Source organism: Mycobacterium hippophais (assembly GCF_027529605.1).
GTDB classification, from domain to species: Bacteria; Actinomycetota; Actinomycetes; order Mycobacteriales; family Mycobacteriaceae; genus Mycobacterium; species Mycobacterium arseniciresistens.
The window spans coordinates 52,140-66,821 of sequence record NZ_JAPZPY010000010.1; the positions used below are offsets into that span (position 1 = coordinate 52,140).

Here is a 14,682-nt window from a genome sequence, read left to right on the forward strand (position 1 = left end):
TGAGGTTCTGGGCGAAACTCAGTCCAGGTCGGCGAGGACCTTTCGGGCGGCCTCGAGTTCGGCCTCGAGGGCGGCGACCCTGGCGGCCTGCTGGGCACGCGCCTCTTCGATGACCTCGTCGATCGGGGCGGACAGATCGTCGTGCAGTTCCCTCGCGGCGCGAGAGACCGCGGCAGCCGCGACGGCGAGGTCACGCACCAGGTAGCTGCTGCCCCGCTTGAGTTGGGCGCTCCACTCGCCGTCGGCGGTACCGGTGACGGTGAGGGTGAGCTCGAGCGTCTTGGATCTCTTCGTCGCCTTCTTGGCCGGCGCCTTCTCCGGCTTCCTCGCAGGAGACTCAGCGGCGACCAGGACCTCGGGAGTGTCCGAGGCGGTCGGCAACGCATCTTCTGTCAGAGTGTCTACGGTCAATGTCACGGCGAACTCCTTCTGATCGTCGCCCGCAGTGCGCAGGCTCGCGGTCCGAGCCATTAGAACACACGTTCGACACCGAGGGTCAACCCAACACGCACGTCGCGTCGACGACCGCCACGGCAACACGACGGCGCCGTTCAGACCGTATTCGGTTGCGTCCGAACAACGAACGGCGCGCCATGGCGCGAGCGGCTGTTCATGGCGACGTCCTTCATCGCGCCGATGCCGCAGGCTACTTCAGATTGCCGTGGGATCGCACGATACTCGTCGGGTCGCCGATGGAGGTGCGACCCGACTGGGCGGTGATCACAGCTAGTCCGCGTCGCCGTCGTCGTCAGAGTGGTCGGTGAGGTAGCGGCGGGGGTGGTGGTGGTTGTTGACCCTAGTTTGTCCGGTGTCGAGGGGTGGTGGGGGGATCCATTCGGTTCGGCCGTTGCGGCGGCGGGTGGTCCAGTCGGTGTTCTCGATGAGGTGATTGTCCGGTGCGCAGGCCAACGCCATGTCGGTGGTGTTCGTCAAACCGCCTTCGCGCCAGTCCTGTTGAGCGTGATGAACCTGGCAGTCGAATGCCGGGCGGGTACAGCCGGGTCGGGTGCAACCCTTGTCGCGGGCGAACAACGCCAACCGCTGCGCCGTCGACGCACACCGCCGCGCCCTCCCGAAGTACAGGACTTCCTCGGTGTGGTCGTCGAACACCGCCAGATAATGCTGCGACTGCCCGGCCAGGCGGATCAGATCCCGGATCGGAAGCTTGCGGCCGCTGGCGGTGTCGGCGTACCCCGCCCGGGACTCGAGATCGGTGACAGTGGTGGTGGCCACGATGGTGGCCGGCACCCCGTTGACCTGACCCAAGGATCCCGAGGCGGCGACGTCACGCAACGCGGTCTTCAGCGCGTCATGGTGGCGCTGCTGGCGGGTACGCGGGTCAGCGATCCCGAAGACCTCCCGCGGGACGGTCTCTCCAGCACCCGGATCCTCGGGCAGATTCTGACCCGGGGGGCCGTACTTGGCGATTATCACGTCCAACAGCGCAGCGGTCTCCGGGTCGAGGTCACCCTTGATCGGCGTCATGCCGTTGGGCTGCTGCTTACCGATGACCAGGTAGCGGCGGTGCTGCTGCTCATCGTGATCGGGTTCGGCGCCGTCGGGGTCGATCGCGTTGAGCAGGTAGTCCGCGGCCACCTCGAGATCCTGCGGCGGCATCCGTTGAGCCCAGCCGGCGAGGTCGCGTTCGGCGTCGGCCCGGGTCGTCGCGTCCACCCAACCGGGCACCTTCTTGAGGCATTTGCGGATCACCTCGACATGCGCGGGATCGATTGCGCCCGCCCGCAACGCGGCGGCGGTGTGCACCCACTGCGGGTCGAGGCGTTCGCCGGTCAACGTCCACCGCGGCCCCAACGCCTCAGTCGCGGCAAGGCGTCGCGTCACATCGGCAGTGTCCAGATGCAAGCGCTGGGCCAGCACATCACGCAGACTGGTGTTCCCGTACACCTCGGGGCGGAACGCATTCTTCAGGTACGCGAGCACAGTGTGATCCACCGCGGCGTCCTGGCGGTGCGCGTCCACGCGGCACTCATACACCGCGAGAAGGTCCGCGGCGGAGAGGTTGTCGAGGGGCAGGGCGGCGATCGCGGCACGCGCGGCATCCCACGCCTCCAACGCCGCCACCACCTGCTCCCTGTCCATGCCTCGAACACTAGTGCGAGGGTCCGACAGAACTACCGGGCCGTGTGACAGCAGAAACCACTGTGACACAAGTTTTTTCGCTGCCAACCCAGCGATCGAGCGCTCGGGGTCGACCTCTAGGGCGGCGGTTCTTTTCGCCTCCCGTCACGTGCCAGCGTTCGTCCGGCTCGTAGGAGGGGATTCCGGAGAATTTCGCCAGTCAGCCTGCGCAACGCCGACGACGTCGCGAAGCCCACCGGGAATCGGGGTCGGTCAGTCCTCCTTGCGGATCAGCCGCTGCAGCGCCTCGCGGTCGGACGCCAACAGTTCATCGATGCGCGGCTGGTTCACCTCCGCGACGATGATCTCGCCGACGTCCTCGTGCACGTCGCTGAAGATGCCGTGCGACTTCATCTTCTCCGTCTGGTACACGTTGTCCTCGGTCGGCGTCACGTAGTAGAACGCGGCGGCCTTGAACCGGTGCACAAGCCACAGGTGGATGAGCGTCATCAGGCGCTTCTGCCGCAGCTTCTCGGCGTAGGTGTTCTGGTCGCGGATGGTCAGGATGCTGCGTCCGTGCCGGTCCTTGATGGGGTCGACGAGCACGTCGGCGAGCTTGTCCTCACCGTCGCCGTAGATGCCGAGCTCGAGCACCTCGCCACCGGCGCGGCGGGGCCGAAGTTTCACGCGCAGGGTCTCGTCGAGCTGATAGTGCTCACCCCACAACGCAAGCCATTCCTCCAGCAGCTTCTTCGGCACCTCGGTCTGCACCAGATGCTGACTCTGGGTGGAGCCTTCACCCATCGACTTCGTGGTCGCCGTGCGGCCCGACGAGGCGGCGAGCGCGGCGTCGCTGCGGGGTCCGCCGACCAGTGTCTGCGGCGTGCGGTACGGCGACTCCACCAGGCGCAGCTTGCGCTGCAGACGGGCCAGCGAGAGCATGCCGTCCTGGCGGAGCGCGGTGGCGAACTCCTCGGCGGCGACGCCGTCGATCTGATGGCCGCCGTAGGTCATGAAGTTGAAGACGAACCCCATCTTGCCGAGTTCTTCGGGGAACACCCGCATCTCGTCGTCGCTCATGCCGGTGGTGTCCCAGTTGAACGAGGGCGACAGGTTGTAGGCCAGCATCTTGTCGGGGAACTTGGCGTGGATCGCCTCAGCGAACTTCTTCGCGTCGGCGAGGTCGGCGGTCTTGGTCTCCATCCACAGGATGTCGGCGAATGGCGCCGCGGCAAGCGATTTCGCGATCGCATAGGGAATGCCACCGCGGATCTGGTAGTAGCCTTCCGGCGTCTTGGCCAGTTCGGGGTCCCACGTCGCGACCAGGCCGAGTTCACGGGCCTTCTCGGTGGCGGTGTAGAGCGAGGCCCGCTCGGCGAATGCCCGCCAGTCGGCGACGGACATGTCCAGCCCGTCGCCCTCGCCTTCCCGGAACTGGATGAGCTCGGCGACCGCCTCGCCGTAGGTCATCACGCCGGCATCGACCTGCCACGCATCGACGAGCTTCGATTCGATCTCGTCGTAGAGCTTTTCGTTGGCGGGGTCGCCGTCCTTCCAATCCGCGGCGGCCTGGTCGATCGCGGCGAGGATGCCCTGGCGATCGAGCCACGCGTGCGCAGCCGCATACTCGCCGTCGGCGATGGCGTACAGCAGGTGGCCGTTGATCTCCTTGACGCCGCTGTCGTGGAAGTGGCGCATCATCGCGAGGAAGCACGCCTTGTACGGGGGCACGTTCACATTGGTGACCCCGAGCAGGAACGGCTGGTCACGCTCGTCGGCGCGGCTGTCGATCAGGTTGGCCGCCTCGGCGTCGGTGCGCGCCACGATGATTCCGGGCACGCCCATGATGTCGAGCTGGAAGCGGGCGGCGTTGAGGCGCTTGATCTGTTCGTCCGAGGGCACCAGCACCTTGCCGCCCTGGTGGCCGCATTTCTTGGTGCCCGGACGCTGATCCTCGATGTGGTAGCCGGGCACACCGGACTCGACGAAGCGACGGATCAGGTTGCGCACGTGCGGATCACCGCCGTGACCGGTGTCGGCGTCGGCGATGATGAACGGCCGGTAGTCGACCGCAGGCGTCGTCGCGCGCTGTTCCTCGCTCATCCGCAGCCGCAGGTACTGCTGGTTGCGGTCGGCGGTGAGCAGGGCGCGCACCAGCCCGGCGGCCTCGTCGGGCACCTGGCTGAGCGGGTAGCTCGCCAGGTCTGGCCCGGGATCCTCGCTGGTGGACCCCTTCGCCGAGGTCGCCCACCCGCCGAGGTAGATGCCTTCGATGCCGATCCGTTTCATCGTCACGGCCTGCCCCGGCGAGTAGGGGCCGAAAGTGGTGATGCTCTTGTGCTCGGAGAAGAGCTCGCGCAGCCGCGGGTAGAAGGCGGCGGCGGCCTCTCGGGCCACCGGATAGTCGGCCGGGATCGTGCCGCGCTGTTCGACCACTTGCCGCGCCGTGTACAGCCGGATGATCCCCTCGAACCGGGGGCTGTCGAAGTAGCGCTGGGTGGCTTCGACGTCGTCATCGAAGCTGGTGCGGGCCGTCGGCTCCGCGTCGATCAAGGTCATGGTTCTACGCTCCTCGTTGAGCAGGCTGCCGCTGTGCTCCGAGTGTATGGCGGGCGTTCAGCGGGCGAGGCTTTCCCGCGAGGTCGGTGCCCGCTCAGCGCAGCGCGACGACGACCTTGCCCCTCGCCGTGCGGTTCTCCAACGCCGCGATGGCGTCGGCCGCCCGCTCCAGCGGATACACCTCCGGCGCAGGCGCGGAGACCTTGCCCGACGCCAGCAGCGGCTCCAGTTCGGCCCACTGCTCCCGGATGTAGTCCGGATGGGAGAACGTCCACGCGCCCCAGCCCGCGCCGACCACGTCGACGTTGTTGAGCAGCAGCCGGTTCACCTTCACCGTCGGGATGTCGCCGCCGGTGAACCCGACCACCAGCAGCCGCCCGCCCACCCCCAGCGAGCGCAGCGAGTCGGTGAACCGGTCGCCGCCGACCGGATCGACCACCACGTCGACGCCGCGGCCTCCGGTGAGCTCTTTGACCGCATCCTTGAAGCCGTCGGCGAGCACGACGTCCGACGCCCCGGCCGCGCGGGCGATGTCCGCCTTGTCCTCGGTGCTCACCACCGCGATGGTGCGCGACGCACCCAACGCCGGCGCCAGCCGCAGCGTCGAGGTGCCGATGCCTCCTGCGGCGCCGTGCACCAGCACGGTCTCACCCTCGGCGAGGCGGCCCCGGGTGCGCAGCGCGAAGTGCACGGTCAGGTCGTTGAACAGGAGGCCGGCGCCGGCCTCGAAGGACACGTTGTCGGGCAGCGTGAACACCCGCTCCGGGGGCAGCGCCACCACCTCGGCCATCCCGCCGGACAGCATGGTCAGGCCCGCCACCCGGTCGCCCGCGGCGACACCGCAATCGGCGGGGGCGCTGCGCACCACCCCGGCGATCTCCGCGCCGGGAACGAAGGGCAGGTCGGGCTTGTACTGGTAGAGGCCGCGGCTGAGGAGCGCGTCCGGAAACGCCACCCCGGCGGCGTGCACGTCGATGAGGACAGCGCCGTCGGCACCGGGTTCGTCGATGTCGACGACCTCCGCCGCCTGCGGACCGTCGAGCCGGGCAATCTGGATCGCGCGCATGGCCGCCTTCCTGTCGTCGACCCCCACATTTCCACCCGGAGAATCATTTAACCTTCCCGGGTGATCGATGCCCGTGCCGCGGTGCTGCTCGACGCCGGGGCCGACCCGGAGCTGACCGGAATCCGGATTCGCCCGCCCGCCGGGGACGAGGTGCTGGTGCGCATCGACGCGGTCGGCATCTGCCACACCGATATCAGCGTGGCGGCACGCTGGCCGCAGCGGCGGATGCCGATGGTCTTCGGCCACGAGGGGGCTGGCACCGTCCAGGCGGCCGGCCCCTCTGCCCGTGTGGCCGTCGGCCGGCGGGTGGTGCTGACCTTCGCCAGCTGCGGTGAGTGCCCGAACTGCGTCGGAGGTCGTCCGGCGTACTGCAGGCGGTCCACCGACCTCAACATGCGCGGGGCGCGCGACGCGCTGCACCTGGGTGACGAGGCGATCACCGGCGGCTTCTTCGGCCAGTCCAGCCTGGCCACCTACGCACTGGCCTCCGCCCGCAACACCGTGCCGGTCGATGACGACCTGGACCCCGCGCTGGCTGCCCCGCTTGGCTGCAGCGTGCAGACCGGCGTGGGCACCGTGCTGAACACCATCGCGCCGCAGCGCGGCGACACCCTCGTGGTCTACGGCGTCGGCGCGGTCGGGTTGTCGGCGGTGATGGGCGCCCGGATCGCCGGTTGCGGGGTCATCGTCGCGGTCGACCCGGTGCCCGAGCGCCGCGCACTCGCCGCGGAGTTGGGCGCGACCGTCACCGTCAACCCCGCCTCCGCGGACGCCACCGCCGAGATCGTCGAGCTCACCGGCGGCGGTGCGCACGCCGCGATCGACACCACCGCGATCCCCGACGTCCTGGCCGGGGCGCTGACGGCGCTGCGGGCACGCGGAACGCTCGCGATCGTGGGCCTCGGCGCGCCGACCGCCGCGCTGCCCGTCGGGCTGATCATGGGCAGCGGCCTGACCGTGCGCGGCGTCGTCGAGGGCGACAGCGAGCCGCACACGTTCATCCCGCGGCTGGCCGGCCTGGTCCGCAGCGGCGAGCTACCGCTGGACAAGGTGGTGACGCGGTACCGGTTCGACGACTTCGGCGCCGGCTGGTCCGCGGCGAAATCCGGTCGGGTCGTCAAGCCGGTTCTGGTCACCGGGAGTTAATCTGGCAGTCCCGGCAGCGTTGCCGGCGGCGATCGGAGCGAATCATGGGACGGCGTGACCGTAGGGGCAGTGGCGGATTCGCCGCCGCGAGATCGCTCCCGACCGGCCGCATCGTGCCGGTCCGGTCGATCGACGGGGTCCGCATCCACACAGAGGTCTTCGGCCCGAACGACGCGCCGCCGATCGTGCTGGCCCACGGCATCACCTGCGCCATCCGGGTGTGGGCGTACCAGATCGCCGACCTGGCCCACGACTACCGGGTGATCGCCTTCGACCACCGCGGTCACGGCCGCAGCGGGGTGCCCGCGCGGCGAGGCAACTACAGCCTGGACTACCTGGCCGCCGACCTCGACGCAGTCCTCGCCGCCACCGTGTCCGCCGACGAGCGGGCCGTCGTCGCCGGCCACTCGATGGGCGGCATCGCGATCACGTCGTGGGCGGAGCGATATCCGCAGCGGGTGACGCAACGTGTCCGCGGCGCCGCGCTGATCAACACCACGACCGGCGACCTGCTGCGCGACGTGAAGTTCCTGCCGGTGCCGGAGCGGTTGTCAGCGGCTCGGGTGCGCGCGGGCGGCACGCTGCTCAAGACGTTCGGTGCGGTTCCGGCGCTGCGTGCCGCCGAACGGTCGAGCCGCCGCTTCGTCTCGACGCTCGCGGTCGGGCGGGACGCCGACCCGTCGGTCGCCGACTTCGTCTACGAACTGTTCGTGAACACCCCGCCGGCTGGTCGGGGCGGCTGGGCCCGCATCCTGGTCGACGCGATGGGCAGGGATCACATCGGCCTGCAGAACCTGACGGTGCCGACCCTGGTGATCGGCAGCGAGAAGGACCGGCTGCTGCCGATCACGTCGTCGCGGCGGATTGCCGAGAACGCCCCCGACCTCGCGGCCTTCGTCGAACTGAGCGGCGGCCACTGCGCGATCCTCGAACGCCCCGAAGAGGTCAACCGCCACCTGCGCGAGCTCTTGGAGTCCTCGGCGGCCGACCGCCGCGCCACCTCCTAGCCGAGGGCGGCGTGCACCTCGGCCGCCGCGCGCAGTCCCGACCGCACGGCGCCGTCGAGGAAACCCGTCCACTCGTCGGCGGTCTCGGTGCCCGCCCAGTGGATCGGCCCGACCGGCCGGCGCAGCGTAGGACCATAGGTGGTCCACGACCCCGGCGGCACGGCCGCGGTCGGCCCGCCGGGCGCGAATTCCTCGGCGCCCCAACAGTGGTCGACGTAGTCGATCGGCGACAGTGCCGGGTCGCCGAAGAGCGCCGCGAAGCCGCCGAGCGCCTCGTCGCGGCGGTCCTGCGGCGGCAGCGCGTCGAACGTCCGGGCATCGGTGAAGCCCAGCAGGATGCCGGGGCCGTCCGCGTCGGGCCCGTCGCCCGGACTGACGTCGAAGGTGATGAACACCGGGCCCTCGTCGGACAGCGCCTCGCCCGAGCAGCCGCCGGCCCGCCAGAACGGCGTCTCGTAGGCGGCGTAGGCCTTGCTCAGCCGGCCCTGCGGCCAATGCGCGGCCAGCTCGCGCAGGCCCTCGGGCAAGGCCGGCAAGAAGGTGATGGCGTCCCGGTGGGCGGGCGCGACGGCGACGACGACCGCCTTCGCCGTCGTCGAGGCGCCGGACGCGCCGTGCACGCTGACCGTGCCGTCGTCATGGCGTTCGATGCGCTGCACCGGCCTGCTCAGCGCAACTCGGGCGCCGAGCTGTTCGGCCATCCGCAGCGCGATCTCCTGCGTCCCGGCCAGGAACCGGTCCTGCTGTGCGCCGCCCTCCACGTCGAGCATCCGTCCGATCCCGCCCGCGGCCTTGACGTAGCGCACGGCGTGCAGCATCGACACCGCGTCGGGCTCGCAGCCCCACGTCACGCGCGCCATGATCGCCATCAGGTCGCGGGTCGACGCGCTGGCGTGCACCGAACGCAGCCAGCTCTCGAGGGTCTGCTCGTCGAGGCGGTGCGCCGCGGGCGACGCCCACGGCTCGGCCACCTTCACCTGCCGGCACAACCTCTCGAACCGCCACTGGATCCGCGACACGTCGAGCAGTTCGATGATCGACAGCCGCGGGACGGTGCTGCGGTAGGACCGAACCTTGCCGCGCCAGCGGATGAGGTTCTTGCCGCGGCTGTGGGTCCGCACGGTGGGGCAGCCCAGCTCCGCGGCGAGGGCGGTGACCGCGTCCTGGGTGGGGCCGACGAACGTCGCGCCCAGGTCGATCGGGGTGCCGGCGATGGTGGTGGTGAGCGACCGGCCGCCGACGCGGTCGCGGCCTTCCAGCACCACCACTTCCCGGCCGAGCCGGATCAGCTCGCGGGCGGCCGACAATCCGGCGAATCCCGCGCCCACCACGACGACATCCGCCTCGGCTGGCATGGTCATCCGACTAGGCTCTCACGCCGTGGAGGTCATGACGGCGTTGTTCGGCCCGACGGACGCGATCGACCGGGCGCAGGCACTGCGCGAGGCCGGGGCGGCGGGCGTGTTCACCTTCGAGGGGCCGCACGACGTGTTCGCGCCGCTGACGCTCGCCTCGACGGTCGGCGGCCTGCAGCTGATGACCAACGTGGCGATCGCGTTTCCGCGCAACCCGATCCACCTCGCGCATCAGGCCATCGATCACCAGTTGCTCAGCGAGGGCCGGTTCACGCTGGGATTGGGCACCCAGATCCGCACCCAGATCGAGAAGCGGTTCGGCGCCGACTTCGACCGACCGGTGGCGCGGATGACCGAACTGGTCGCGGCGCTGCGGGCGATCTTCCAGACCTGGTCGACGGGGGAGCGGCTGGACTTCCGCGGCGAGTTCTACCGGCACACGCTGATGACGCCGACATTCACCCCGCGCGCGAATCCCTATGGTCCACCGCCCATCTACGTCGGCGCGCTGGGCCCGCGGCTGACCAGGGCCACCGCCGAGGTCGCCGACGGCCTGCTGGTGATGCCGTTCGGATCGCGTCGGTACCTCGAGGAGGCCACGCTGCCGGCCGTGCATGAGGGCCTGTCGGCCGCGGGCCGCAAACTCGACGAGTTCGCGGTGGTGCCCGAGATCATCGTGTCGGTCCTCGGCGACGACAACCCCGACCACGCCGCCGCCCGCAGACTGCTGGCCTTCTACGGGTCGACCCCGGCGTACCGCCCGGTGCTCGAGGTGCACGGCTGGGGCGATCTGCAGCCGGACCTGCACGCGCTGTCCAAGCAGGGCCGCTGGCAGGAGATGGGCACGCTGATCGACGACGAGGTGCTGCACACGATCGCCGCGTGCGGGACGCCGACTGAGGTGGCCGCGCACATCCGCGACCGGGTGGCCGGGGTGTCCGACCGGATCTGTCTCTACCAGCCGGGACCGATCGAGATCGAGGCGTTGGCCCGGATAGTCGACGAGCTCAAGGGCTGAGTCCTATCGTGGTACCCGAGCGGACCAAGGGAGGTTCATCGGGATGGCACACGCGGCCGAATACTCCGACGTCATCATCATCGGGGCGGGCATATCCGGGATCGGCGCGGCCTACCGGATCCACGAGAAGAACCCCCAGCTGACGTACACGTTGCTGGAGCGACGGGCGCGCATCGGCGGCACCTGGGACCTGTTCCGCTATCCCGGCATCCGGTCCGACAGCGACATCTTCACCCTGAGCTTCCCCTACGAGCCGTGGCGGCGGCCCGAGAACGTCGCCGAGGGTGCCGACATCCGCGACTACCTGACCGATGCGGCGCGCAACAACGGCATCGACCGGCACATCCGGTTCAACACCCACGTCCGCTCAGCCGACTGGGACTCCAGCACCGACACCTGGACGGTGACCGCGGTGCACGAGGGGCCCGACGGGAGCGAGGAGACGCAGTACCGGGGCCGCTTCCTGTTCTGCGGCACCGGCTACTACAACTACGACGAGCCCTATGCCCCCGAGTTCCCCGGTGTCGAGCAGTTCGGCGGCGAGGTGGTGCACCCGCAGTTCTGGCCGGAGAATCTCGACTACTCCGGCAAGCGGGTGGTGGTGATCGGCAGTGGCGCCACCGCGATCAGCCTGATTCCGGCGCTGGCCAAGGACGCCGCACATGTCACCATGTTGCAGCGCTCACCGACGTACATGATGTCGATGGCGCGTATCGACCCGATGGTGGACTTCATCCGGAAGTTGTTGCCGCCGAAGTTGGCTCACCCGGTGGTTCGGCTGCGCAACGCGGTGTTCCACGTGCTCACCTACTTCATGTTCCGCAAGGCGCCTAAGTTCGGCCGGAAGTTGATCCGGAACCGGACGATGGCGGCGCTGCCGCCGGACTACGAGGTCGACGTCCACTTCAATCCCCGCTACAACCCGTGGGATCAGCGGATGTGCCTGGTGCTCGACCATGACCTGTTCGAGCACATCAGCGACGGGCGGGCCGAGGTGGTCACCGACCACATCGACCACATCGATGCCACCGGTATCGCCCTGAAGTCCGGCGGCCACCTCGACGCCGACATCATCGTCACCGCAACGGGACTGCAGCTGCAGGCGCTCGGCGGCATCAAGGTCAGCATCGACGGCAGCGAGATCAAACCCACCGACCGGTTCGTCTATAAGGAGTACCTGCTCGAGGACGTGCCGAACATGGCGTGGTGCATCGGCTACACCAATGCATCGTGGACGCTGCGTGCCGACATGACCGCCAAGGCGGTGGCAAAGCTGCTGGCCTACATGGACTCTCACGGCTATACCCACGCTTATCCGCATCTGGGTGAGGTGCCGATGAAGGAGAAGCCGACGTTCGACCTGCAGGCCGGTTACATCCAGCGGGCCCCGCACGCGTTGCCGCGCTCGGGCACCAGGCGGCCGTGGCACGTCCGGCACAACTACTTCCTCGACGTCATCGACCACCGCTTCGACCGGATCGAGGAGTCGATGGTGTTCGGCAAGGTGTCCGCGCCGGTCACCCAGACCGCCTGAGCGCGCTTCGCGGGCGGTGTGTGCACCTGCATGCGTCAACCTTTGTTGACGGGCGCGAATCGTTGGGGTCTGTCGGCGCGGCGCGCTTCGCGGGCGGCGTGTGCACCTGCGTGCGTCACCTTTTGTTGACGAACGCGAGTGGTTGGGGTCTGTCGGTGCGGCGCGCTTCGCGGGCGGTGTGTGCACCTGCATGCGTCAACCTTTGTTGACGCGCGCGAGTCGTTTATGTCTGCCGAATCCGCACCCCGCACCTGTCGGTGCTCCTCCGCATACTGCGCCCATGGCACCCGACGAGAGCGGCATGCCGGAGCCGCCCCAGCCGCCCCAATCGCGGCAACCATGGTGGGCCAACCACCCTGACCTCGAGGAGATGCGCCGCCGCACCCTCGAGGAACTCGAGTGCGGAGCTCGCGACCCCCGGCCTGCCGTCGACGAACCCGACCCGGTCATCACCGAGATCATGTCGGGCGAATGCCGACGCGGACTCCATTCAGCTCGCGACGACCTCGACCGCGCGCGAGAGAACTATGACGGGGCGATCCGCGCCGCACGCACCGCCGGCTACTCCTGGGGCGACATCGCCCGCATCCTCGGCGTATCGAAGCAGTCGCTGCACCGCCGCTACCGCTAGGGCGCCAGGGTCAGCCAGTCCGCGAAGCCCGACGGGTCGTGGCGGCCGAGTGCCCCGTGCTCGAACAGGCCCCACCCTTCGACGGTCTGGCCGCCGACACTGCAGCTCGCCCGCCCGACGTGGTCGATGACACCGAACATCGCCCGCCCCGACACTGCCGGGTCGGTCATGTCGTAGGTCAGCCGCTCGGTGAACTTGTCGCCCTTCCACATTCCGTGGATCCAGTCCGAGTCGCCGCCGTAGCCGCCGCCGATGTGGATGGGCACCGCCAGCTTCGACTCCACCTCCAGCACCACCGGTGCACCGTCGGGGGTGGTGGCCTCGATCGTCGCGCCGTAGGGGATCCGGGTCCCGGACGTGTAGTGGATCTTCACTCGTGGCCAGCCCAGTTGCTCGACCCTGCCGTCGCGCCAGATGCGGGTGCAGTCGTTGAGCGACCGGAAGCCGGTCGGCTCCTCCTGGATGATCAGCACGATCGCGAAGTCCTCGAACGCCATCGGCACGTACAGCCACCACATGCCCTCGAACGGCGGATCAGCGGGCCGGCCTGCCGGCTCGGCCTCGCCGATGGGCCGTATACCCCACGACCGGTCCCGTGTGCCGATCCAGCGGGCGGGATCGACGGCGATCTCCTCACCGTCGACGACGAGGTGCCCGCTCCACGTCCCCACCTGCGCGAACCGTTGCGCGTCGAGGGTCACCCGGTGGCCGGTGCGCAGCAGGTGCCGCTGCTCCTGCACGACGGGGAACAGGCCCTCCCAGGTCAGGTCGGCCGCGATGCCCTCGGTCTCGTCGAGCACGATCCGCAGCCGCTGCAGCGGTTCGTCGACCTCCACCCGGTAGCCGCCGACGTGCTGGTGCAGCCGGTCCTGGTCGATGCCGTCGGACAGGTGCACCGCGGTCTGGGTGTCTCCGCGCCTGATCAGCATGTAGGCGTCCTTCACGCCGAGATTCGGGTAGTACCCGATCCCGGTGATGACGAAGATGTCGCCGGTACGGTCGTGTGCGTTGAAGTAGGACCGGTCGTAGAAGTTGCGGTCCGACGAGCCCGGCCAGGCGATCGGCTGCGGGATCTGGTGAACGGGGAACTCGTCCATGGGTCCGAGCATCAGGCGTCGTCTCCGATCAGTCGGCGCAGCAGGGCGCCGTGGTAGAACAGCGATTCCACGTCCTGGGGCGCCTCGATCTCGCCGAAGCGCACCCGCCGCGCACTGGTCCGCATGAAGACACACGCCCAGATCACGGCCGAGTACACGTAGAACCACTGCAGGTCGCCGACGGGGACACCGGTCAGTTCGGTGTAGGTGGCCTTGACGTCGTCCTCGCGCATGAAGTCCGGCATGCCCGGTAGCCCGGCGAGGCCGGTGAGCTCCTGAAACACCATGTGCGCGAATATCATCCACGCGAGGTCCATCTCCCGCGGGCCGAGCGTGGCCATCTCCCAGTCCAGGACGGCGACGGGCCGGAAATCCTTGTAGAGGACGTTGCCGATCCGCGCGTCACCCCACACCAGCACCGGGTCGGCGTCGGCGACCTCGGCGGGCCAGTGTTCCTCCAGCCACGCCAGCGCCCGCTCGATCAGCTCGGAGCGGCCGATGTCGGGAACGGCGAACGCGTACCATGACGTCAGCCAATCAAGATTGCGGCGCAACGCATTCCGCTGCGGCGCCTTCTCGGCCAGGAAGCCGAAGGTCTGTTCCGGCTGTGGCACGGCGTGCAGCTTGGCCAACACCTCGACGGTGCGGTCCTGCAGTTCGCGCTGCTTCTCGGCCGGCGCATCGTAGAACCAGTTGCCGCCGAACGTGTAGGGCATCACGTCGGGCGGCACGATGCCCTCGACATGGTCCATCAGGAAGAACGGGGTGCCCAGCACCGATCCCGTCGGCTCCAGCCAGCGCACCTGCGGCACCGGGATGTCGGTCGACTCGCCGACCAGCCGGATCACCTCGAACTGGTGGTCCAGGCGGTAGGAGTCGAAGACCGGCACATCCTCCGCCGACGGCGCGACCCGGGCGACGAACCGCTCCTCGACGGGAGCACCGTCGTCGTCCCGTCGCACGGTGAGCACGATTGTCTCCGACGACATCCCGTTCGAATCGATGCCGCTCTCGACGGTGACCTGGGGCGCGACCCCGCCGGGCAGCACGGTGGCCAGCCACTGGGACAGCACATCGGGCAGCGTGCTGGTGTCGCGGCCGGAGCGCTGCAGACGGCCGACGTCTTCGACAGCCGGTTCTGTGGGCATGAGACCCTTCCTTTGCCGCAATTACGATACGGTGGGTAGCGT

At 69.2% G+C, this 14,682-nt stretch carries 12 protein-coding genes; 5 read left to right on the forward strand and 7 right to left on the reverse strand.

What is annotated here, in order from left to right; translation table 11 throughout:
* Nucleotides 1-18: 18 nt before the first annotated feature.
* The 4 genes from O6P37_RS20035 to O6P37_RS20050 form a co-directional block, all read right to left on the reverse strand.
* Nucleotides 19-417 carry a DUF6319 family protein gene (locus O6P37_RS20035; RefSeq protein WP_269895726.1) on the reverse strand — a complete coding sequence of 133 codons (399 nt, stop codon included), beginning with the start codon at nucleotides 415-417 and terminating at the stop codon, nucleotides 19-21.
* A gap of 309 nt (nucleotides 418-726) precedes the next feature.
* On the reverse strand, nucleotides 727-2,100 hold the full coding sequence (locus O6P37_RS20040; protein ID WP_269895727.1) for an HNH endonuclease signature motif containing protein: 1,374 nt from the start codon (nucleotides 2,098-2,100) through the stop codon (nucleotides 727-729).
* A 252-nt stretch (nucleotides 2,101-2,352) separates the two neighbouring features.
* Nucleotides 2,353-4,638, reverse strand: coding sequence for an isocitrate lyase ICL2 (gene aceA, locus O6P37_RS20045; protein WP_269895728.1), 2,286 nt, complete (start codon nucleotides 4,636-4,638; stop codon nucleotides 2,353-2,355).
* 94 nt (nucleotides 4,639-4,732) lie between these two features.
* Nucleotides 4,733-5,704 (reverse strand): NADPH:quinone oxidoreductase family protein, encoded by a 972-nt coding sequence (locus O6P37_RS20050; RefSeq protein WP_269895870.1) that lies wholly within the window; start codon nucleotides 5,702-5,704, stop codon nucleotides 4,733-4,735.
* Nucleotides 5,705-5,764: 60 nt separating this feature from the next.
* On the opposite strand from O6P37_RS20050, the gene O6P37_RS20055 reads away from it, so the two are divergent.
* Both O6P37_RS20055 and O6P37_RS20060 read left to right on the forward strand, forming a co-directional pair.
* Nucleotides 5,765-6,850, forward strand: a complete 1,086-nt coding sequence (locus tag O6P37_RS20055) for an NAD(P)-dependent alcohol dehydrogenase (RefSeq protein ID WP_269895729.1) — start codon at nucleotides 5,765-5,767, stop codon at nucleotides 6,848-6,850.
* A 44-nt stretch (nucleotides 6,851-6,894) separates the two neighbouring features.
* Nucleotides 6,895-7,857: an alpha/beta fold hydrolase gene (locus O6P37_RS20060; protein WP_269895730.1), complete on the forward strand. Its 963-nt coding sequence runs from the start codon at nucleotides 6,895-6,897 to the stop codon at nucleotides 7,855-7,857.
* On the opposite strand, the gene O6P37_RS20065 is transcribed toward O6P37_RS20060, so the two are convergent.
* Nucleotides 7,854-9,218, reverse strand: a complete 1,365-nt coding sequence (locus O6P37_RS20065) for a flavin monoamine oxidase family protein (protein WP_269895731.1) — start codon at nucleotides 9,216-9,218, stop codon at nucleotides 7,854-7,856. The genes O6P37_RS20060 and O6P37_RS20065 overlap by 4 nt on opposite strands.
* A gap of 28 nt (nucleotides 9,219-9,246) precedes the next feature.
* Between O6P37_RS20065 and O6P37_RS20070 the strand changes: the two genes are divergently transcribed.
* From O6P37_RS20070 to O6P37_RS20080, 3 genes are all read left to right on the forward strand, one after another.
* Complete coding sequence (locus tag O6P37_RS20070; protein ID WP_269895871.1) at nucleotides 9,247-10,230, forward strand: LLM class F420-dependent oxidoreductase; 984 nt, start codon at nucleotides 9,247-9,249, stop codon at nucleotides 10,228-10,230.
* 43 nt (nucleotides 10,231-10,273) lie between these two features.
* Nucleotides 10,274-11,764 carry a flavin-containing monooxygenase gene (locus O6P37_RS20075; protein ID WP_269895732.1) on the forward strand — a complete coding sequence of 497 codons (1,491 nt, stop codon included), beginning with the start codon at nucleotides 10,274-10,276 and terminating at the stop codon, nucleotides 11,762-11,764.
* Nucleotides 11,765-12,044: 280 nt separating this feature from the next.
* The gene (locus tag O6P37_RS20080; RefSeq protein WP_269895733.1) at nucleotides 12,045-12,395 is read left to right on the forward strand and encodes a hypothetical protein; all 351 of its coding nucleotides are present in this window, start codon (nucleotides 12,045-12,047) and stop codon (nucleotides 12,393-12,395) included.
* Here O6P37_RS20080 and O6P37_RS20085 read toward each other — a convergent pair.
* Nucleotides 12,392-13,504, reverse strand: a complete 1,113-nt coding sequence (locus tag O6P37_RS20085; protein ID WP_269895734.1) for a hypothetical protein — start codon at nucleotides 13,502-13,504, stop codon at nucleotides 12,392-12,394. The genes O6P37_RS20080 and O6P37_RS20085 overlap by 4 nt on opposite strands.
* Nucleotides 13,504-14,640: a phosphotransferase family protein gene (locus O6P37_RS20090; protein ID WP_269895735.1), complete on the reverse strand. Its 1,137-nt coding sequence runs from the start codon at nucleotides 14,638-14,640 to the stop codon at nucleotides 13,504-13,506. Before O6P37_RS20090 ends, O6P37_RS20085 begins: the two co-directional genes overlap by 1 nt.
* Nucleotides 14,641-14,682 lie beyond the last annotated feature (42 nt).